At 53.4% G+C, this 20,034-nt stretch carries 28 protein-coding genes; 4 read left to right on the top strand and 24 right to left on the bottom strand.

Annotation, left to right across the window (positions count from 1 at the left end):
* Positions 1-9: 9 nt before the first annotated feature.
* Positions 10-504 (top strand): DUF456 domain-containing protein, encoded by a 495-nt coding sequence (locus tag IPJ68_04090; protein ID QQR78236.1) that lies wholly within the window; start codon positions 10-12, stop codon positions 502-504.
* Positions 501-1,208, top strand: coding sequence for a pirin family protein (locus IPJ68_04095; GenBank protein ID QQR78237.1), 708 nt, complete (start codon positions 501-503; stop codon positions 1,206-1,208). Before IPJ68_04090 ends, IPJ68_04095 begins: the two co-directional genes overlap by 4 nt.
* Before the next feature lie 66 nt (positions 1,209-1,274).
* Here IPJ68_04095 and IPJ68_04100 read toward each other — a convergent pair whose 3' ends face one another.
* The gene (locus IPJ68_04100; protein ID QQR78238.1) at positions 1,275-1,541 is read right to left on the bottom strand and encodes an RNA-binding protein; all 267 of its coding nucleotides are present in this window, start codon (positions 1,539-1,541) and stop codon (positions 1,275-1,277) included.
* Positions 1,542-1,761: 220 nt separating this feature from the next.
* Between IPJ68_04100 and IPJ68_04105 the strand changes: the two genes are divergently transcribed.
* A complete protein-coding gene (locus tag IPJ68_04105) occupies positions 1,762-1,983 on the top strand; it encodes a YegP family protein (protein ID QQR78239.1) in 222 nt (73 codons plus the stop codon).
* A 58-nt stretch (positions 1,984-2,041) separates the two neighbouring features.
* Here the strand turns inward: IPJ68_04105 and IPJ68_04110 are convergent, their stop codons facing one another.
* From IPJ68_04110 to secY, 20 genes are all read right to left on the bottom strand, one after another.
* Positions 2,042-3,031 carry a bile acid:sodium symporter gene (locus IPJ68_04110; GenBank protein ID QQR78240.1) on the bottom strand — a complete coding sequence of 330 codons (990 nt, stop codon included), beginning with the start codon at positions 3,029-3,031 and terminating at the stop codon, positions 2,042-2,044.
* Positions 3,028-3,654, bottom strand: coding sequence for an arylesterase (locus IPJ68_04115; GenBank protein ID QQR78241.1), 627 nt, complete (start codon positions 3,652-3,654; stop codon positions 3,028-3,030). Before IPJ68_04115 ends, IPJ68_04110 begins: the two co-directional genes overlap by 4 nt.
* A 437-nt stretch (positions 3,655-4,091) precedes the next feature.
* Positions 4,092-4,601 (bottom strand): peptide-methionine (R)-S-oxide reductase MsrB, encoded by a 510-nt coding sequence (gene msrB / locus IPJ68_04120; GenBank protein QQR78242.1) that lies wholly within the window; start codon positions 4,599-4,601, stop codon positions 4,092-4,094.
* Positions 4,602-4,643: 42 nt separating this feature from the next.
* Positions 4,644-5,417: an ABC transporter permease gene (locus IPJ68_04125; protein ID QQR78243.1), complete on the bottom strand. Its 774-nt coding sequence runs from the start codon at positions 5,415-5,417 to the stop codon at positions 4,644-4,646.
* A gap of 4 nt (positions 5,418-5,421) precedes the next feature.
* A complete protein-coding gene (locus IPJ68_04130; GenBank protein QQR78244.1) occupies positions 5,422-6,339 on the bottom strand; it encodes an ABC transporter ATP-binding protein in 918 nt (305 codons plus the stop codon).
* A 5-nt stretch (positions 6,340-6,344) separates the two neighbouring features.
* Positions 6,345-6,863 (bottom strand): DUF1993 domain-containing protein, encoded by a 519-nt coding sequence (locus IPJ68_04135; protein ID QQR78245.1) that lies wholly within the window; start codon positions 6,861-6,863, stop codon positions 6,345-6,347.
* 54 nt (positions 6,864-6,917) lie between these two features.
* Complete coding sequence (locus IPJ68_04140) at positions 6,918-7,682, bottom strand: SIMPL domain-containing protein (protein QQR78246.1); 765 nt, start codon at positions 7,680-7,682, stop codon at positions 6,918-6,920.
* A 73-nt stretch (positions 7,683-7,755) separates the two neighbouring features.
* Entirely contained in the window at positions 7,756-8,253 is a 498-nt protein-coding gene (locus IPJ68_04145; protein ID QQR78247.1) for a hypothetical protein, read from the bottom strand.
* A gap of 62 nt (positions 8,254-8,315) precedes the next feature.
* Positions 8,316-9,533: an ABC transporter permease gene (locus tag IPJ68_04150; GenBank protein ID QQR78248.1), complete on the bottom strand. Its 1,218-nt coding sequence runs from the start codon at positions 9,531-9,533 to the stop codon at positions 8,316-8,318.
* Between the two features lie 7 nt (positions 9,534-9,540).
* Positions 9,541-10,239, bottom strand: a complete 699-nt coding sequence (locus tag IPJ68_04155) for an ABC transporter ATP-binding protein (protein ID QQR78249.1) — start codon at positions 10,237-10,239, stop codon at positions 9,541-9,543.
* Between the two features lie 21 nt (positions 10,240-10,260).
* Entirely contained in the window at positions 10,261-11,346 is a 1,086-nt protein-coding gene (locus IPJ68_04160) for an efflux RND transporter periplasmic adaptor subunit (GenBank protein ID QQR78250.1), read from the bottom strand.
* 140 nt (positions 11,347-11,486) lie between these two features.
* The gene (locus tag IPJ68_04165; protein ID QQR78251.1) at positions 11,487-12,071 is read right to left on the bottom strand and encodes a hypothetical protein; all 585 of its coding nucleotides are present in this window, start codon (positions 12,069-12,071) and stop codon (positions 11,487-11,489) included.
* Between the two features lie 18 nt (positions 12,072-12,089).
* Positions 12,090-12,512 (bottom strand): hypothetical protein, encoded by a 423-nt coding sequence (locus tag IPJ68_04170; GenBank protein ID QQR78252.1) that lies wholly within the window; start codon positions 12,510-12,512, stop codon positions 12,090-12,092.
* Between the two features lie 28 nt (positions 12,513-12,540).
* Positions 12,541-13,131: an RNA polymerase sigma factor gene (locus IPJ68_04175; protein ID QQR78253.1), complete on the bottom strand. Its 591-nt coding sequence runs from the start codon at positions 13,129-13,131 to the stop codon at positions 12,541-12,543.
* Positions 13,131-13,412 (bottom strand): hypothetical protein, encoded by a 282-nt coding sequence (locus IPJ68_04180; GenBank protein ID QQR78254.1) that lies wholly within the window; start codon positions 13,410-13,412, stop codon positions 13,131-13,133. The genes IPJ68_04175 and IPJ68_04180 overlap by 1 nt, the downstream gene beginning before the upstream one ends.
* Positions 13,409-14,104: a hypothetical protein gene (locus IPJ68_04185; protein ID QQR78255.1), complete on the bottom strand. Its 696-nt coding sequence runs from the start codon at positions 14,102-14,104 to the stop codon at positions 13,409-13,411. Before IPJ68_04185 ends, IPJ68_04180 begins: the two co-directional genes overlap by 4 nt.
* Before the next feature lie 115 nt (positions 14,105-14,219).
* Positions 14,220-14,633, bottom strand: coding sequence for a Holliday junction resolvase RuvX (gene ruvX, locus IPJ68_04190; GenBank protein ID QQR78256.1), 414 nt, complete (start codon positions 14,631-14,633; stop codon positions 14,220-14,222).
* Positions 14,630-15,406 carry a type I methionyl aminopeptidase gene (map, locus tag IPJ68_04195; protein ID QQR78257.1) on the bottom strand — a complete coding sequence of 259 codons (777 nt, stop codon included), beginning with the start codon at positions 15,404-15,406 and terminating at the stop codon, positions 14,630-14,632. Before map ends, ruvX begins: the two co-directional genes overlap by 4 nt.
* Position 15,407: 1 nt before the next feature.
* On the bottom strand, positions 15,408-16,070 hold the full coding sequence (locus tag IPJ68_04200) for a nucleoside monophosphate kinase (GenBank protein ID QQR78258.1): 663 nt from the start codon (positions 16,068-16,070) through the stop codon (positions 15,408-15,410).
* A gap of 120 nt (positions 16,071-16,190) precedes the next feature.
* Positions 16,191-17,462 carry a preprotein translocase subunit SecY gene (gene secY / locus IPJ68_04205; protein QQR78259.1) on the bottom strand — a complete coding sequence of 424 codons (1,272 nt, stop codon included), beginning with the start codon at positions 17,460-17,462 and terminating at the stop codon, positions 16,191-16,193.
* Positions 17,463-17,585: 123 nt separating this feature from the next.
* Between secY and IPJ68_04210 the strand changes: the two genes are divergently transcribed.
* Positions 17,586-18,308, top strand: a complete 723-nt coding sequence (locus IPJ68_04210) for a hypothetical protein (protein QQR78260.1) — start codon at positions 17,586-17,588, stop codon at positions 18,306-18,308.
* A gap of 54 nt (positions 18,309-18,362) precedes the next feature.
* On the opposite strand, the gene IPJ68_04215 is transcribed toward IPJ68_04210, so the two are convergent.
* From IPJ68_04215 to IPJ68_04225, 3 genes are all read right to left on the bottom strand, one after another.
* A complete protein-coding gene (locus tag IPJ68_04215) occupies positions 18,363-18,983 on the bottom strand; it encodes a Type 1 glutamine amidotransferase-like domain-containing protein (GenBank protein QQR78261.1) in 621 nt (206 codons plus the stop codon).
* A gap of 120 nt (positions 18,984-19,103) precedes the next feature.
* Entirely contained in the window at positions 19,104-19,439 is a 336-nt protein-coding gene (locus IPJ68_04220; GenBank protein QQR78262.1) for a hypothetical protein, read from the bottom strand.
* A gap of 153 nt (positions 19,440-19,592) precedes the next feature.
* Positions 19,593-20,027, bottom strand: coding sequence for an uL15 family ribosomal protein (locus IPJ68_04225; GenBank protein ID QQR78263.1), 435 nt, complete (start codon positions 20,025-20,027; stop codon positions 19,593-19,595).
* Positions 20,028-20,034 lie beyond the last annotated feature (7 nt).

Here is a 20,034-nt window from a genome sequence, read left to right on the forward strand (position 1 = left end):
TTTTCAACCATGAATACACTCATCATTATCGGTGCGATTCTCGCCATCATCGGTGTCATCGGTAGTCTCATCCCAGCCCTCCCCGGACCGGTTCTCGGCTATGCCGCCCTCGTGCTCCTCTACGTCGCCCGAGGTCCGACGGGTATCTCACTCGTTTCCCTCGGCGTCTTCGGCGTCTTGCTTATGCTCGTGACCATACTCGGGTATGTCGCCCCCGTCTGGGGTGCGCGGTTATCAGGTGCCTCCCGACGAGGACTCTGGGGCGCAGTCATCGGAGCGATCTTCGGAATTGTATTTTTCCTCCCACTCGGTCTCTTTCTCGGCGCCTTCATTGGAGCCATCCTCGGTGAACTTTCCACTGGCAAAAATGGTGGTGCAGCTCTCAAAGCAGGTGTCGGTACCCTCCTGGGGTCTGTCATGATTATCATCCTGCAGACCCTCTTCGCCCTCGTGATGGCCGGATATTTCTTCTTCCGCCTTATCCATACATCATCCCTACTATGAACACCCGATTCTTTTCAGCGGCCAAGCGCGGCCACATCACCTGGGACTGGCTCGATACGTATCATTCATTCAGTTTCGGCCACTTCTACGATCCTGAACTGATGGGTTTCGGGGCGCTGCGGGTCGTGAACGATGACACCATCGCACCAGATCAAGGCTTCGGTCAACATCCGCACAACGACATGGAAATCATCACCATCCCCCTCTCGGGCGCCGTCGAGCACCAGGACAATTCCGGTGCGCACGGCATCACACCGACCGGCTCTGTCCAGGTCATGTCAGCTGGCCGACACGTCGCCCACTCAGAGCGGAACGCTTCAGCCACCGAACCACTCACTCTCTTCCAAATCTGGATCGAGCCCAAAAGCTATGGCATCGACCCACGCTATGCAGAGGAGGCTTTTGATCCGAAGGAACGCGAAAACGCCTGGCAGCTCGTGGTTTCCAATGACGCTCGCGAAGGATCGCTTTCCATCCACCAAGATGCCTTTATCTCACTCGGCCGATACAGAGTGAATCGTCCCTTCCAGTATACCCTGCGAGAAGCCGGCCACGTCGCTTTCCTCATGGTGATCGCTGGTCAAGCACAGATCGCCGGGTACGAGCTCGGCCGCCGCGACGCACTCGGGATAAGTGACGCTGACAGCTTCAAAGGCATCATGACCGAGGCTGGCGAACTGATGGTCATCGAAGTTCCCGCCTGAGGGAGAAATGAAACGTTGACCGAAAAGAAAACCGCCCGATCTCTCGGGCGATTATCTTTTCGGAGCTTAGGCCTGGTCCCGGTTCTCGAGAGGGCGCGCCTCGTTGACTGTCAACGTGCGACCATCGAGTTCCTTGCCATGCCAGAGTTCGATGGCTTTGGCTGCCTCTTCCGGAGTGGACATCTCGACGAACCCGAAACCGCGTGAGCGGCCTGTGGCTCGGTCGATGATGATCTTCGTAGAGACAACCGTACCAGCCTGCGAGAAGGCGACCTTCAGGTCTTCCTCTGTGGAGCGATACGGGATGCCACCGATGTACAGACGTGTCGACATAGTGTGTAGAACTCTCTAGTTATGCAAACTACGTAAGACGACCTTCTGGCTTCATTCACGTAACTAGCGGGCACTGGAAAGTAGCCGACACCGTACACGCCGAAATTCCGACCGAGAAACCTTACTGTTGCACCTAGAACATAGCATGAACCGGCCATAAAGGCAAGGGGCGAGACCTGTGCTACAATAGCCTTGAAACATAATCCTCGAACATTACCGTATGCAGAAAACGACGCATTTCGCAGTTTCCCGGGACAAGCAGGGTGGGTATCGATGGAAGCTCGTTGGTGCCAATGGCGAGACTGTCGCTACCGGTGAGAGTTACAAGACGCGCACATCTATGATGAACGCTGTGAAGAAGCTCCGTGTCTGGGCCGCTACCGATCGAGTCGAGGAGCCGAAGAGCAAGCCAGCTCCGAAGAAAACGATTAAGAAAGCCTAGAGCCTATCCCTATAGGTTCTTCGTTACGCTGTCGGTATTTTCCGATTGGGGTAGGTCCTTAACCCGCGAAAGCGGGTTTTTCCTTTCTCTCCGTATCACTTGAAATCATCCAGCCCTTCCGGCGAACGAGCCACTGGAAAACAATGAGTCCGATATTCCACGGCAGCATGGACAGTATCACGACGAGCATCGCCGCCGGATCACGGAAGAGCGTCTCAGCCAAAAATATCGCGAGGGTGAAATTCATATACGAGAGAGAAAGTGTCACGGTAATCCGGTCCCGGCGAGAACGCCAGAAACCGATGGCATAGCAAGCGAGATGGAACAAAACGAGCAACCCCGACATGATGAGGAAAGCGGTCAGAGCGTCGCTCCCGACGAAACCGCTCCGGATGGCTGCGCTGTTTTTCGAAGCAATCGTCCCAATCAGAAGCCATAGGGCGAGAATGGAACTGAAGCGTGAGAGTGACTGCCCCTTGACGATGAGGTCCCGACCGAATGGAAATGCCCGGACTGCCTGTGCGAGCGCAATCGGTACCGCCATGATAAACAGTAGGGTCCGAAATATCATCCACGGATCAAAGACTGTCGACTCCCCGCCCAGGAGGCCGAGAATGATCGGCAGCGTGATAACTGAGAGGAGCGATGTCCCTGCCGTCAGAAACAGTGCGAGCGGAACATTCCCTCGCACCATATCGACGAACAGGGGCGAAGTCATCCCCGCTGGCATCGCCGCCAAGAGCACCAGCGGCATCATGAGGTGCGGGAAGAAAACCACTGCCAAAAGATAGACGAAGAGCGGAAAAACTACCAGCCGAAAAAGTGACACAGCCGCAAACAGTTTCATATCTCGCAGTTCGGAAAAAATTGCACGGGCATCGATCCGGAGTCCGCTCGTGAAAAAAATAAACTGCAGAAGGATACCAGTCCATCCAAAGTACGGCGAAAACCACGTAGGGAAAGCCAAGCCGCAACATAAAGCCGCCGCCAGCCCGAGGAAAGGCAGATCATCGAGTCGGCGGTGGACACCGGTTGGCATGGAAGTCATCGTGCGTGAATAATGGATTCGACAGCTGGAGCAATCCGATCAGAGATTTTTCGGTAGCCCGCATCGTTTGGGTGGATCGTATCACTCATGAGGGCTGGATCGCCGAAGACCCCCTGCAACGCGTCCTCGATATACAGCGCACCAGTCGCTCGTGCCAATGTCTGATACCGATCGTCTGCTCCCCCTCCTATGATACCGCTTCTCACACCGATAAGCACCACGGCCGCCCCAGCTGATTGAAACGCGGCAATCAATGACTGAAGATTTGCGAAAGTCTCATCGCGCGGCACCCGCTGGAGAAAATCATTCCCTCCCAGAAGTATGAGCACGAGTCGCGGATGGACCACTTGTGCAGCGGTAACTCGAGTGAGCGCCTGACGCGTCGTATCACCCGCGACACCAAAGTTCAGGACTGGCTCGCCCACGGCCTCTGACAAAACCGTCGGCAAATCATGCCCCGAAGTCGCCCCTACCCCCGCGACGAGACTGTCTCCGAAAAAGAGTATCGGGCCTGTCTCACGAAGTGGCACATTCTTTATAGACGCACCCCTGGACCAAAAAAACCATCCCACTCCGATAACGAGAACAAGAGAAAGAAGCGAAATAATAACTTTTGTCTGCATGTTTTATTTTATTTCTACTCGTATTTTACCCTGATTCAAGCCACTCTACGACCCTTGACTCAGGAATAGTTTTATGCTAGTATATTGGCAACTGTTCTCTTTCCGACCCACAACCCAATCGCTCAAGGGAGCATCTCATGTCACTATTGGAAGAGTTTCACAATCGTTACAAGCATGGCCCGACAGAGCCAGCCAAAAAGATCCTCTTTGCGGTCTTAGGCGACCTGTTTGGTCGCAAAGGACTCAACAAGGAGTGGGACGGTATCGACGAAGAGACTCAGGAGGAGTTGCTGGAAACAAATCTGGAAATCATCCTGCGACATCTGCCCTGAAATAAGATTCCATCCCATAACCCACGAGGTGGTACGCATCTGCGTCCCACCTTGAACTTTTTTTAAACTTCATCCCTCTCGATTCTGGATTCCGAATTCCAGATTCTATTTTCCCTTCTCATCCGGAATAAAGCGGAGTGCCGCACCATTCATACAATAGCGCCGTCCTGTCGGAGGCGGGCCGTCTTTGAAGACATGCCCGAGGTGACCACCAGCGGTCGACAAAACTTCCGTCCGCTCTATGAAAAAGCTGTCGTCGACACGCTCGATGACCGCTTCGGGACGGATCGGACGAGTGAAGCTGGGCCAACCCGTACCCGAATCAAATTTGTCTTCCGAACGAAAAACTGGCTCGCCCGTATCAGCCGCGACATACGTCCCGGATCGTTTCTCGGTATTCAGTGGGCTTGAAAACGGTGCTTCTGTCGCTCCCTCGCGCAGGATAGTGTACGCTTCCGGAGACAGTTTCCTGCGCCACTCATCTTCGGTCTGCCGTGGCTGATGTGAGAGCTCCTGCCGCACTTCCTGCGCCACCCGTCTAGTGTTCTGCCAATACCAGAACACTCCTCCCGCACCGAGGCTGAGCAAAACCAATCCGACAATACAATATCTCATATATTTCAAAGACACGTGACTCTTCCTGGCTCAATGTCCTCACTACGCTCGCAACCCACGACCAGTTTTGAAGAGGTACCAGGTATAGCCGAAAAGACCAACCGTGAGTGTGATAAGGAGGCCAGCCGCAAAAGGCACGGAAACGTCTGAGACACCGAGGAAACCATAACGAAAACCGTTGATCATATAGAGGATCGGATTCCAATGCGAAACCGCCTGCCAAAATGGCGGGAGCATAGTCACTGAATAGAAAATCCCTCCGAGATAGGTCAGTGGCGTCAGAACAAAATTCGGTACGATGGAAATGCCATCAAAGCTGTTCGCAAAGACGCCATTGAGAAGCCCTACCATCGAAAAAAGAATCGAGGTAAGTAGCGCGAAGAGAAGCATGACGAGCGGATGAGCCATGGTGATGTCTGTGAAGAAGCTCGCCACCACCATGACGAGCGTGGCGATGGTCATGCCTCGCAGCACTCCGCCAGTGACATAGCCAGCGATGACGACTGGGTACGGTGTCGGCGAGACCATAATCTCTTCGAGTGTTTTCTGAAACTTGGCAAAGTAGAAAGACGAGACTGTATGCATGAATGAGCTCATGATGACTGACATCATGATCAGTCCGGGTACGATGAACTCCATGTAGGAATACCCGTTGATCGGTGCGATCTGCGAACCGATGAAGCCACCGAAGATGACGAAATAGAGCGACATCGTGACAACCGGCGGCAAGAGTGTTTGCGACCAGACCCGCAGGTATCGGATTGCTTCCTTACGGACAATCGTGAGATATGCTACCCAAAGTTCAGTCGAATTCATACGCTTAGGATTTTTGAGTCTTCTGGACGAAGAATTCCTCGAGCCGATTCGTCTTGTTACGGAGACTTTTCACTTCGAGACCGAGTCCATGCAGTGCCAAGAGGGCTTTGTCCAGAGTATGATCCTTGGTCAGAGTCAGCTCGACGGATCGGTCACCGGCCATGGCCCGGAACGGCTGGAGCGAGTGCGTCATATCGACGGTCAACGCACTCCCCAGATCAAAGACAAACGTCTCCTCTTCCATGGAGGCGAGCAATGTTTTGATTTCCCCGTGCTCCACAATCTCGCCCTGATTGATGATCGCGACGTGCCGACAGAGCTGTTCAGCTTCCTCCAGATAGTGGGTTGTGAGGATGATAGTGACACCTGAGGCATTTAGTTCGCGCAGGAAATCCCACATCCCTCGCCGGAGCTCGATGTCGACCCCGGCCGTCGGTTCATCGAGGATCAGGAGTCTCGGCTCGTGGACCAGCCCGCGGGCAATCATGAGGCGACGCTTCATACCACCCGAAAGGGCCCGGGCCTGTTCATGCCGCTTTTCCCACAAGCCCAGCTGTTTCAGATATTTCTCTGCGGCAATGAGTGCACGTTTCCGAGGGATGCCATAGTAACCAGCCTGATCAACGATGATGTCTTCGACCTTCTCAAAGATACCAAAGTTGAATTCCTGCGGGACAACACCGACATGCTGTTTCGCCTTGGCTGGTTCATCGTCGATCGAGAGTCCACCGATACGCACCTGACCAGCATCCTTATTCACGAGTCCGGAGACGATACCGATCAGGGTCGTTTTACCAGCACCATTCGGACCGAGGAGAGCAAAGAAGTCCCCCTCCGCCACATCGAGGCTGACCCCCTTGAGGGCCACTACGCCGCTACCGTAGGTCTTCTTCAGATTTTCGATCGACAATGCCGAGGCCATAGCGATTACTGTGCATTCGGCTTCAACGGCAGCGCACCGATAAAGTCCGCCTTGCCGAGCAGAACACCCTGGTTTCGAAGGATAGCGTACGCCGTCGTCACATGAAAGAAAAAGTTCGGCAAGTAAGACCGCAAAAGCGCCTCATGTCCCAACAGATACGTATCCGGGACATAAGGGAATGGGATATGACGGTCCTCAGCCCCCTCGAATTTCTCCCGATTCAAAGTCTGAAGGTAGACCACAGTCTTGCGTGTGCGCTCAATCAGCTCCGCGAAGGTTGCCTCAATATCTTCCATCTTGGGGGGCTCTTCGCCAGCGAGCCGGGCCGAGATGGACTTCGCATTGTCCGATGCGATCTGAACCTGTTTCACTAGCGAGAACATATCCGGAGCGAGCCTGGCTTGGAGTACATCCTCATCAGACTTCCCGTTTTCAGTCGCCCAGACCTCGGCCTTCGCGAGTATGCCAGCGAGATTTTCAAGCATTGTGATAAAGACTGGTACCGAAGCATCATAGAGGTTCATATCCTTGCCCTTAACAAATTAGGTCTGCGATAAACAAAAACGTAAACCGTAGCCTCAAAGGATTTCGTAGGTCAGTGTCACATTGACCGTCGTTTCGTTTGACCCTGGCTCGATCGATGGGGCCGGCACATTGGCAACCGCCGATTTCGCACTAAGCATATCCCCCTCTCCGCCAAAACCAAAGACATTCGGTGTTTCATAGATTGAAACAAGTTGTCCCATCTCAAACCCGGCGTCCGACGCGATCCGAATGGCTTTTGCCTTCGCTTTCTCTATGGCTTCCTTCCGTGCATCAGCCTTGGCTGCGTCTTCATCCTCAACCGTGAACGTGACTTGCGAAACACTGTTGGCACCCTTGGTCACCACGCCCGAGAGTAGGTCTCCGATCTTCTCGGTATCGCGAACTGTGACACGAAGCGTCTGCGTCAACGAATAGCCACTGATACTCGGCTGCGGACAAGTTGAGAGCCCAGTGCAATTCGGATAGTCGTAACGTGGTGAGAGAGTGTATTCATCCGTTTTCAGATCTTTCTCCGCGACAGCTGACTCCTTGAGAAAGGCCGTAACAGCATTCATCTTTTCTGTATTCTTCGCCTGGACATCGACAACATCTTTCCCATCATCCGTCACGACCGAGACAGAGAACTTGGCGACATCCGGAGAAACCTCGATCCGACCCTCACCATCTGCTGAAAAAGTCCGAGTGGGATAGGTCTTGTCGACTGAGCGCGCGTATTCCACCGCAGCGAGGAGGGCAGCGATAGCGATCAGCAGCCAAGCAAGGGATTTGACTGAGTGGCGCGTGGATTCTTCGAACATAGGCAGGGAAAAAGGTTATTTAATGTACCCACAGTATATCACCCACGCCGGTACCCGCCTGAACGAGCCACCTCTACATCTGCGACTTCAATTGATCAATTGAGTCATTGAACGCTTTGGTCGTGAGGGAGGATCCGCCGACTCTATCGATGGCCGTGAGCTCAGTCAGTTTCTTCCCCTTCACCGCCGCCGACAACCCCTCAGCGAAGGCCAACTGTCGTTTCTTGGAAATATCGTTCGTGGCGAGCACTTCGGCCTTGGCATCGACAATCACCCCCGCTGCATCTACCGACAAGGTAAAGCCCACCTGATCCTCGCCCGATGGATTCTTATAACTCGCTTTTACCGAAACGTCCTTAGCTTTCACCGCGTCAGTCGCCAGTCCAGTGGAAGACTGCACGGATCCCTCCGGTGCTTTCGACGTTACAGTTTTAGTTGTATCACCTGACGTCGTGGTTATCGGTTTGGTAGCCTCATTCCCCTTGGAGGGCATGAGGAACTTCACGGCTGCGACGAGCAGGGCAAGCGCCGCGACACCGAAAAAGAGCGTGCTTCTCTTTATTTGTGCCATACTATAGAAAGTAAAGTGTTAAGTTCCTCCATTGTACTGATTTCACCGGAACAATCAACCCCTTATTCGTATCGCAAGGCCTCGATCGGATTCAGGCGAGCGGCCCGACTGGCTGGGTAATAGCCGAAAACGATGCCGATGGCTGCGGAGACGAGGAATGCCAGGATGATGGAATTTGTCGAAATCTCTGCGGCAATCCCATATCGATTCATGACAGAGGCAATGACAAAGCCCCAGAAAATCCCGAAAAATCCGCCGAAGAATGTCAGTACGATCGCTTCGGCCAAGAACTGCAGTCGGATCTCTCGGCCGCGTGCGCCGATCGCTTTGCGAAGACCGATTTCCCGGGTCCGTTCGGTCACTGAGGTAAGCATCATATTCATGATACCGATGCCACCCACGACCAGTGAGATCCCCGCCACCGCACCGAGGAGCGTGGTGAAGGTACTCGTCACCGATGATGCTGTCGCGACGATATCCGCCTGGTTCAAGATCGAGAAATCCGCAGTCTCATCTGGAGCGATACCATGGGCCTCGAGCAGGGCCGCTTTTACATTCTCGGCCGCAGCGGTCATATCCTCGCCTGTGCGAATCTGGACATTGATATTGGACAAGTATTTGTTGCCGATCAGAAACTGCTGGGCCGTCGAGACCGGGATATAAATCACGTCATCCGAACTGCCAAAGCCCGTCCCTCCGCGCGCCGCCGTCACACCGATGACAGTAAAGTCAACCGAGCCGATCCGAACCTTCTTGCCAATCGAACTGACGCCGTCGAACAGTTCCGTGACCACATCCGGCCCAAGAACAGCGACTTTTGCCAGTGATCGTTCATGAGTCTCCGTCAAAAAGGACCCTTCGGCCAACTTCACATTCCGAACGGTCGGATACTCACTCGTTACCCCCGTTACGCTCGTATTGGTATTTTTCCCCGCTGCCGTCACCTGTCGACTACGAGCCTGCGCTTCGACTGCAACGGCTTCGACCGCTGGAATCTTTTTGAGATGAGTGACATCCGCCGTTGTCAGCGACTGAGCCGATCCTTGTGCCCCCTGCACCGGAGAGCCCGGTCCTTGCTGGGAACCAGGTCGGACGATGAGCAGGTTCGATCCGATGGCCTGGATGTTCTGTTGGATGGCGGTCTGCGCTCCCTGGCCGATCGCCACCATGACGATAACCGACGCGATCCCGATCACGATACCGAGCACCGTGAGGCTCGAGCGTGATTTATTCACGGTGACCGCGGTATAGATTTCCTGCGTGAGATCGGTAAGATACATACGCGTATTATATTTTTTTTCGATTGCCTGTCCGGACATCGCTCACGAGTTCGCCATCCCGAATCGAGAGGATACGGTCGGCATGAGCGGCAACTTCGTCTTCGTGAGTAATGAGAATGATAGTATGCCCATGTTCACGATTGAGTCGCTCAAATGTTTCCAATACTTTTTCACCGGTCCGCGTGTCGAGGTTACCGGTCGGTTCATCAGCCAGGATGAGCGATGGATTGTTGACGAGAGCCCGAGCGATGGCGACTCGCTGCATTTGCCCACCCGAAAGCTGATTGGAGCGATGTTTCCATCGAGCCTCATCGAGACCGACGGCTCGCAGCGCCTGAGCAACCCGTTCTGTCCGCTCCACTTGTGGCACTTCCAGATAGATGAGCGGCAGCATGACATTGCGGATGACCGTCGTGCGGGGCAGCAGATTGAATGACTGGAACACAAATCCGATTTTCTCCCGCCGGATAAGAGAAAGTTCGTCTTCAGAGAGCTTCGAGACATCCTGACCCTCAAAAAGATACGCGCCTGTTGTTGGTGTATCAAGCGCCCCCAGTATGTGCATGAGGGTCGATTTCCCGCTGCCACTCGGTCCCATGATAGAAACGAATTCCCCTTTGGCAACCGAGAATGAGACATCCTTCAACACGGTCGTCTGTTGATCACCGTTCATGTATGTCTTGGTGATACCGCGACACTCGAGCATACTGATCGACGTTTCGTTAAATTAACGTGGGAAGCCGCCCGAGCGATTACTGCCACCACCCGAACCCCGGAACAGATTGAGGATACTCCCTTGGCCAGCAGAAGTGCTACTGACTGAGGTGCTCACGGCAGCACCAGGGAGCTCAACCACGGTTCCTTCAGAAAGGCCGCTTACTATTTCAGTGACAGTGTCATTGGACAGTCCGGTGGAGATCTCCCGTTTCTCTCCAATCGACTGAGCTGTACTACTATTGGGCGTCTTCGGATTCTGATTCGCACCTCTATTAGTCTGCGGGCGGGTCCCATCCCCCATGACGGTCACTACTGTCTTGCCGTCTGCGTTCGTGATAGCTGCATTCGGCACCACCAAGACACCAGATTTATCCGCCACACTGATATCAGCGGTTGCGCTCATGCCTGGCCGCAGCTCTCCCGGCTGCTGGTCGAGCTCGATTTCGGCCGTATACGAGACCACGTTCTGCGTCACCGTCCCGATAGTATCCAACTTCGACACCTTCCCCGAGATGGTGACATTGGGGAGCGCGACAAACGTCAGCTCGGCTGTGTTGCCCTCTTTCACCTTGGCCGCATCGACTTCATTGAGCTCGATGGAGACATGTAGTCGCTTCGTGATGACCGAGGCAAGGATACCAGTCTGGGATATCGTATCGCCGCTATCGACCGAAAGTCCCGTCACGATCCCATCAAAGGGCGCCCTGATCGTATAATCCTGCAACTTATCGCGCATGTTCTGCAGGGCGATCTCGCTCTGCTTGACCGAGTCTGCGGCCAGCTGACGTTGGCGAGCACCATCCCGATCCAGTTTCGGATAGAGTTTATTCGTCTGTTTCGCCTTGATTTCCGTCTGATGCAAACTGAGCTCAGCGTTCACGACACTCCGACGGGCATCAGAATTGTCCAGGATAGCGATCACCTGACCCTTCGTCACTGCTTGATCATTTTGCACTGCCACTGTGGTCACTTCGATCGCGTCTCCCGCCACTACCGGTTTCAAATCAACCTGAGAATCAGCTTCCACCTGGCCGCTCCCAGAGACGGTCACCTTCAAATCAGATCTCTCCACCCGTGCGGTACGGGGTGCGGACACAGTCGTATCTGTGCTGTTCGAACTTGATAGAAAAAAGTATCCACCATAAGCGACTATCCCGACAACAACCAGAGTCACAAACCAATGACTCCGCACATAGGATACTGACTGAGAAAGCTTCATAGCGTCTGGGTCAAAGATTAACGAGTGCCTTTCGGAAACGGAACACCTGGTCGGCCCGCCTCTCCTTGCGGATCGAAGACCCGGATGAGCGCAGCGACGACCGTACCATCATCGCTCGGCTTGCCCAGGGCTACGACCATATCACCCACAGACAAGTCCTCGAAATTCACTCGATCACTTCCTTTGTTGTAGATGGTCGCATCGGTAACAGCGACGCTGCTCTCTTGGCCGGCCGGATTCCGGAGCGTCATCGTCCGATCAGCCAGTGAAAGAATCACCCCCGTCACCCCGTGACCACTCCGAAAGAGATCGCCATCCATCCGACGGAGCATTCCCTGATCCATCATAGGCATATCGCCCGGTCTGCCTTTCACAAAATTACGCTCATAATTCTCGCCGAAACGATATGAAAAACGAGCCTTGTGCAGACCGGCCGAGAAACCGACTGCGAAACTCGCGACAGCTACGAGCACAACACCAATCACGACCGCAGCCAAGACAAATATCCGCTCCCGAGTCAGGCGACGCGAGACTGATGTGACTGGGCTGCCCATCGACTTTTCTGGGGACGAAATAGGCTTCGGTGTTGGTTCAGATTCCATACTTGTGAGCTATATGATTTAGTGGACGACGTGCAATTGGAACTGTTCCTGCCGTGTTGCGAGACTGAGATACTTTGAGCGGAATGCGAGCGAGACGACCCCAAGGAAGAGCGGTGTGAGCAGAAGTGAGGCAGAGGCAGCGGGAAATGTCTCGGCGAGAGATGCAAGAAAATCCTCAGAATATGAAAGCGCCAACCCAAAATCAGTAAAGAGGAGTGAGATAATCCGCCAGAAGTCAGAGGAGAAAAAACTCTCACCAGCAACAGCAAAACTGACGAGCAAGAACACTAACGAAACGGAAGCACACCCCGAGGCAACACGGGATCGGAACAAGATCTGTCGAGCAGCTTCGAGCTCGATAGCCGTCAGTATCCGACCAGAAAGCCCAGCGGGAACCTCTGGTCTTGCAGTCTCGAAAATTTCCTGTGTGGTTTGTGACATATGGATGACTTCGATGGTAATACGCTCTTCACTCGGTTCCGGACGCAGACGACAGGCGGGCTCGAAGTTCCTGGATGGCGCGCTGATGCCGACTTTTCACCGTATTATACGGCTCACCCAAGATATCCGCCGCTTCATGAAGTGAAAAACCCTCTTGGTAAACGAGTACGATCAGAGACCGAGAGTGCTCCGTGAGTCGACCGAGTGCCTGATTCACCTCAGCCGCCGCATCCTCACGCATGAGTAGCTCAATCGGAAGCGGTTCGCTGTCAGGAATATTTTCAAAGGGCGTCTCAGCGCCGTCCGTCAGGAAAGCCGAAAATGGCACGGCCCGTTTTTTCTTGAGCCAATCGTACGCCGTGTTCTTGGCGATGGCAAACAGCCATGTCCGAAACGGCTTCCTTGCATCATAGCGATCGAGATGCCGCCACACTTTCACAAATGTCTCCTGCGCCAAGTCCTCTGCGACCGCACCATCACGGACAAGCTGGAAGACGAAAGCATAAATGGAGCCAAGGTGTTTTTCGAGCAGCGTCTTGAAAGCGAGCTCATCACCCGAACGATAGGCTTCAACGAGCGCCGTGTCCTCCGCATGACTGGTGTAAGGTCGTTGTATCATCAGTTCTCACTCGGGAGATCATCACTCGAAAGTCCAGAGAGCAGTATGTCGATATCATGCAGCATCGTCGCCATGACATCTCCGCTTTCCGTTTCACCCTTCGCGCTCTCCAAAGCCTTCTCCTGCTGGGAGGCTGCCTCCGCAGCTTCGAGCGCCTGTCGCTCCCGCTCAGCTAATCGTATCTGCTCATCTCGAACAATCCAGAAGATGACTCCGACAGAGGCCATGAGTAATAGAGCTGAGAGGCCAATGACACTATACCGCGTAAATTTGCCACTCATATATTCTGTTCATGTGCCGTCCGAAGCGGTAACAAAATTGTCGTCTGATAGTACTCGATCAGGCTCTCTTTCGCCTGGATGACCTTCCATCTCGCATCCTCCAGGATCGCTGGACGTGTCGCTTGAGCCTCCTTGGACGTCCCATCGGACACCGACCGATACGTATCATACGCTCCGAGCAATGCTTCGGCCCGTCGTTCGAATTCCGGGAACGCTGCCTCGATCGCCTGTGTGTCGACACCACGGTCCTTAAGCATATTGGTCATCGCCTCCGTACGTTTCCAAAGCGCGATGAGATCACGCTCTTTCTTCTCCCGCAGGCCAGTGAGCGTCCCATCGCTCCGGGAGGTTATCGGTGGCAATGCCACAGAGACTGGTGGCACATCCGGCTTCGTCACTGTGGACGACGGGGTTTCTGACGGACTCGGGGCAGTTATGGATTCGTTCTTTATCTCTTCAATTTTTTGCGCGCATTCTGCATCGGAGTACCCCGTGTACTCCTTGCACCGATCGACATTCATGTATTTTTTGATAAGTGTCGTGCAAGTACTATCGCCGAAACCAGTGCGCTTCTTGCACTCTCCGACCGCTAGCTCGAGAGCAGATGCTGCCCGCAATACGGACGCGACAACAAACAGACTCACGGTCGTGCCAACCAGGAGAACGAAAGTGATAAAGATGATTCTTGGCATACAGAAAAGTGAGTGCACTGTCCCTCTAGTATAGACTACTGTCAATCGATGGTAACGGGCGCGATTCCAGAGTCTCATCTCGGGCAGTATCAACCCACCAGAGACTATAGACGGTTCACTGTTTCTGATCCAACCACTGCTGGAGGATGATGCAAGCCGCCTCCGCATCGTCCTGTTTGCTCACCTGCCGTTCGCCCCGCTGGATGAGCGCTTGCTGAGCGAGCTTGGTGGTGAACATCTCATCCTGATAAGCAATCCTGACACCGAGTCTCCGACTCATCAAGCGACCAAGTTTCTCGCCAGGATATTCCACCGTCGCGCGATTCACATGCGATGGGATACCAATCACGACCGTCCCGACTCCCTCTTCGACGATGAGCCGGGCGACACGGTCCAAGAACCCCGTATCGTTGCGTTCCGTTATAAACGGGATAGCGATACGCGTTTCGGCGTGAGCAAGTGCGATGCCGATATCACGTGACCCCCAATCGATACCGAGAAAATTCTCCCTTTGAGCCGGCTCCGTCATACCTGGGTCAACAGTTCATAACCGTCCCGTGTGATAAGCACCGTGTCCTCCGTGTGGGCGGACAGCTTTCCGTCCCGGGTGCAGAACGTCCAGCCATCATCAGCCAGTCCTACCCGATATGTCCCCACGTTCACCATCGGCTCGAGGGCCACAGTCATCCCCGCCGCAAAATGGAAGCTCGGTAGACCAGAGTCAAGATAATTCGGTATCTGCGGGTCTTCGTGAAGCTCACGACCGACACCATGTCCGACCAAGTCACGCACACAGGCATACCCGGCCGCCTTGACTATATCCTCGACCGCTTTGGCGTACGCATCCGAAGTCGACCCATCATGGAGCGTCGCCACCCCAGCCGATAGCGCCGCCTCGGTAACGGTTTTGATCCTCGTTGCCTCAGGTGAAGCGGCGCCGATGACCTTCATCCGGGCCATATCCGAGACCATTCCCCGATAGCGCATCCCGATATCGATCTTCAAGAGATCGCCATCCGCGAGGACACGATCGACCCGAGGGATGCCATGGACGACCTCTTCATTGATCGAAAGGCAGACAGCTGCCGGAAAAGGCGGGGCACCCCACGCCTTACCGTATCCCTTGAAAATCGGCTCGCCACCAGCTTGCTGAATCAAAGTTTCAGCCAATTCACCTAGCGTCCCAGTCGACACGCCCACAGCAGCGGTAGACAAGAGCTCTGTCACGACTCGAGCGAGCCGCTGGCAGGATTCCCTGAGCGCGGCGATCTCCGTGTCGTCTTTTATCCAGTGCTTGGACATATCAATCCGGCCGGACATGCTCGAGGATAAACTTGAACACCCGGTAGGTTTCCTGATTCCCGTCGACATGGAGCAACTGGCCGGTCGACTCGAAGTATCGAATCACAGGCAAGGTTTTCTGGTGAAATATCTGATGACGCTTCCGAACTCCATCCTCGGTATCATCCACCCGTTGCGCGATGTGTCCACCGCAATACCGGCACGGTTTGGTACTATCGATCAGATTCTTACCGAGGATATAGGTGCGTTTGCAACCCTCGCAAGCATAGCGTTTGGAAATACGTTCGACAGAAACTGCTTCCGGCACATCGATGAAAATTACTTTATTCAAAGTCCGACCAGATTCTTCCAGAACCTTGAGAACTTCGTCAATCTGACTCTCCCCTCGAGGGATACCATCAATCAGCAGCCCAACCGTCTCGGGTACAGAATGCACCGCGTCAACGAGCACTGCGAACACGGTATCGTCGGGAGCGAGTTCGTGCTTCACATTGATGAACTCATTTACCTGCCGCCCGAGCTCAGTATCATGCGCCGCGACCGCCCGTAACTCCGCACCGATATCGATATGTGCCAGATGAAGCGAGCTCTTGAGCAATTCCGCTTGGGTGCTTTTTCCGCTGCCGGCCGAACCGAGCAGAATATAGGTGTCTTTGAGAGGCATGTGGTTAAAAATTTCTAATTACTCAATTTCTCATTTCTAAACAATTTCCAATGAAAGAAGTCTCGTATTGAAACATTGCTCCATTGTTTGAAGATTGTGAATTGAAACTTGAAAATTCTCTTAGAGTCCTTCGTAGCTGCGCATCATGAGCTGACTCTGAATATGCTTCACCAGCTCGAGAACGACCGACACGACGATGAGGATACTCACGCCACCGATCGAAAGTGCTTGGATACCGGTCATCCCCTGGACCGCTATCGGGAGGACCGCTATAACCCCGAGAAAGAGTGCTCCCGTGAAGGTGATCCGTGTGATGATGTGATGGAGATACTCAGCCGTAGACATCCCGGGCCGGATACCGGGCACATAGCCGCCCTGCTTCTGGAGATTCTCCGAAATCTTCACCGGATCAAAGACAACTGCGGTGTAGAAATAGGTGAAGAGTACGACGAGGACGAAGTACGCAATGCCGTAGACCCACTGGTTCTGGAGAAATGTCGCAACGGAGATAGCAATATCCGCAATCCGGGCATTTGGCGAAGTGACAAAAAAGTTTGCGAGCATGGTCGGGATGAGGATAAGCGACACCGCAAAGATGATCGGGATCACGCCCGCCTGGTTCACTCGGAGCGGCAGGTGTGTCGCCGATCCGCCGTAGACACTTGAGCCGCGCACCCGCTTGGCATAGGCGATAGGGATGGTCCGCTGTCCTTCATTGATGAAGATCACACCCGCAACGGTGATGAGCCCCAGCGCGAGGAAGACGAGATAGGTGAAGAACTGCGATGGATCCCACGTCGCCAAGAGCCGCGAGGCCCCCGTCGGCAGCGCTGCGACGATCCCCGCAAAGATGAGCATGGAGACACCATTGCCCAACCCCTTCTCGGTGATGAGTTCACCCAGCCACATGAGAAACACGGTGCCCGCCGTCGCCGAGAGGATGATCACCACGATCGTAAACGGTGTGATATCGGTGAGGATGTTCTGCGATCGCAGAAGCGAGATCATGCTGAATGACTGGAGCGCCGCCAGAGGCACGGTAAGCCAGCGCGTCCACATATTGAATTTCTGACGGCCCTGTTCACCCTCTTCTTTGTACAGCTTCTCGAGCACCGGGAAGATGGTCTGCATGAGCTGCATGATGATACTCGCGGTGATATACGGCGCCACACCGAGGAGCACCACCGAGATATTGGACAGTCCACCACCTGAAAAAATATTCAAGAGACCGAGGAGCGCATTGTCCTCAAAGAGTCGCTTCAACTGAAAGACATCCACCCCTGGCAAGGGGATATTCGCGACAAGCCGGTATACCACCAAGAGCCCCACGATAAAGAGGATCTTCTTACGAAGGTCCGGGGTGCGGAAGATTTGAGAGAAAATATCGTACATAGAGGCGTCAATCACTCCTGTCCATTCGGCCACAAAACATCCTCATTTTAGGCCAAAACCAAGGAAATGGCAATCGTCAGAAAAATGCTACACTAGAGGCAGAATTTCTCTCTCTTTAACCTTATGTCGAATCCTTGGGAACAGTCATCGATCACGGTTCCAGCAGCAGAACAGCAGACCATCACTGAACTCCTCGACGCCCGGCTCGAAAAGCTCGGCATTGACGAGAACATCCGAGAGAGTGTCATAGCGCTCAACCAGCTCAACTTTGTCACAACCGAGTCCTGCGAAGGCCACCTTGACCACGGCAATATCGCGCCGCGCATCCGCTTCGAAGCCCCTAGTCGGCCAGAATGGCGCTATATCGGCGAACGCGAAGCGTTCGAATCTGTCGCCCAAGCCAATGGAATTACCGTTGCAGACATCCGCGAAACACAAAGACCGAAATACGGCGAGGATGTCGGGCACGATGAAGCACTAGAAGAACGTGCTTTCCAAGCACTCCAGCAAGCTCGCACCACAACACCGCACGAAAAGGAAACATCTGAATTCATCCGCTTCCGCGAAGCGACCGATGTGCTTGCCGAAAAACTAAAGGCATGGATCACCGAATACGAACGGTCACACGAGAGCGATGTCAAGCTCACCGTCGATGTCTTTGATGATCCAGCGTTTGGCCAGTATGGTTATTTTCTGCATGTCGGTGGCGCGGACTATCTCGATATGGCCGACCCCGAAGCGCTCCAGCAATTACCCGAAGCTGAACAAGAAAAACGCCATAAACAACACACCGCCTATCGAGAAGCCATGAAGGCCTTCACGGATTTCCTACGACAGAAAATCTAAGAAAGAGAGGGTCTCGGTGTCATCTCCGTTAACTGGGTGTTATGAGGACCCCTCCTATGCTGCTTTCGATCTAAGAATCTTACTCTCTCCATCTTTCACCAAAACGGCCTCGTCGTCAGCCAAAGGAATGAATTGATATTCTTTATACTCTCTCTGCATTACCTCAAGCTCATCTCTCTGCTCTTCTACGAAGTGAGGCCAGGGCACAAAGTTGACTAACGACAATCCCTCAAACGAAGTTAGTCCAGGCGCTCTCCCTGGATCATCGGCATCTTTTGCCAGTTCGACCGTGGGTCCCGCGAGAAGTGCGCCCGCACTCGAACCAATGTATACCGCTCCTTCCTGGACTCTTTTCTTCACAACCTCATTCAGTCCACTCTTTCTTACCTCCTGAAGAAGATAAAAAGTATTCCCTCCGCTAAAGAAAATTACATCTGCTTTACTTATTTTTGGCATCCACACTTCCTTAGCAACAGAGGCGACATCTATCACTGCTACTTCTTGAAAAATTTTCCGACAAGCTTCAATATCAGCTTGAAGCCAAGGTTTCGGACCGTCTTCTACGGTTGCAGCTGTATCAATAAAGATCAGGTTCATTTCGCTCGCAGGTCTTGGAAGTGCAGACACGAGAAGATTCAAAGTTTTCGAGGCAACAGAGGTGAGATAAAGAAGCATAAATAGTCGTTAATCTTACGCCAGTATACCAGGTCCGAATGTCATATCCGGAGTACGAAAAAGAGGCTCAGATAAGCCTCGGATTTCGGTGCTCCCATCGATGGAAGAATCTGGACTCGATTATTTCGGCGCATTTAAATCGTTAAGCATGGCCTTGAGCAGCTGCTGTGTATCGTCTTGTGTTTTACCTACTTTCAATAATATTTTTCCTAAATAATCCAAACCTCCCCCAACCACCACTTGGTTATAAGATGTTGTATCGCCAAATGGACCAGGGCCAGCTCCTTTTTTGGCAAGACTAATAATATCCTGGACATCCTCGATTTCTTCCGATGTGAGAGAATTGGCATGTGCCATTATTGACTCCAACACCAATTCTATATGGCGATGCCTATTAGGCACAGCCTCTTTCTCTTTAATCTCTTTTTGATGGAACTCTGGAGTCTCTGGACCCATATGTTTTGAATATTATCATGGGTTCTTAACCTTCTCTCGGAGGTACAAAAAAGAACTTCAAATAAGCCTCTATTTTAACTGCTCCGCCTGATTGCCAGCACGAGAACCTCTCTACAAGAGGAAGCTTTTTTACCCAGGATTAGTAGCTGGACTTTATTCCTCAATCATTGAGCCGCCAGCTCGCAGCACTTCAGCCGCGCCAGTGGTGAGCTCGATGTCCTTGCCGATGACGAGTTTCTTGGTGAGCTTGCCCGTGTTGACGATTTTCACGCCGGCGCGACGGACGACTTTGCCAAAGATTTTCTTCTCGACAAACGCATCGCGCGTCACCTTCTCGCCATCCTGGAAATGTTTCTCGAGACGATCCAATGTCACGGTGAAGAGCTTCTGATAAACCGACTTGAACCCGCGAAGTTTCTTCATCCGTTCGACGAGCGAAGAGCGACCACCTTCAAAGAGTGGATCTTTCTTCTTACCATGTGCGCCCTGGCCTTTGGTCCCGCGACCAGCGGTCGTGCCGCGTTTCCCTCCGCGACCAATGCGTTGTGTCTTCTTCCGCGGGGCGAGTTGTAATTCGTGGATCTGCATAGGAGTA

The sequence above is a fragment of the Candidatus Moraniibacteriota bacterium genome, assembly GCA_016699425.1.
Taxonomy (GTDB): Bacteria; Patescibacteriota; Minisyncoccia; order Moranbacterales; family UBA1568; genus SSEF01.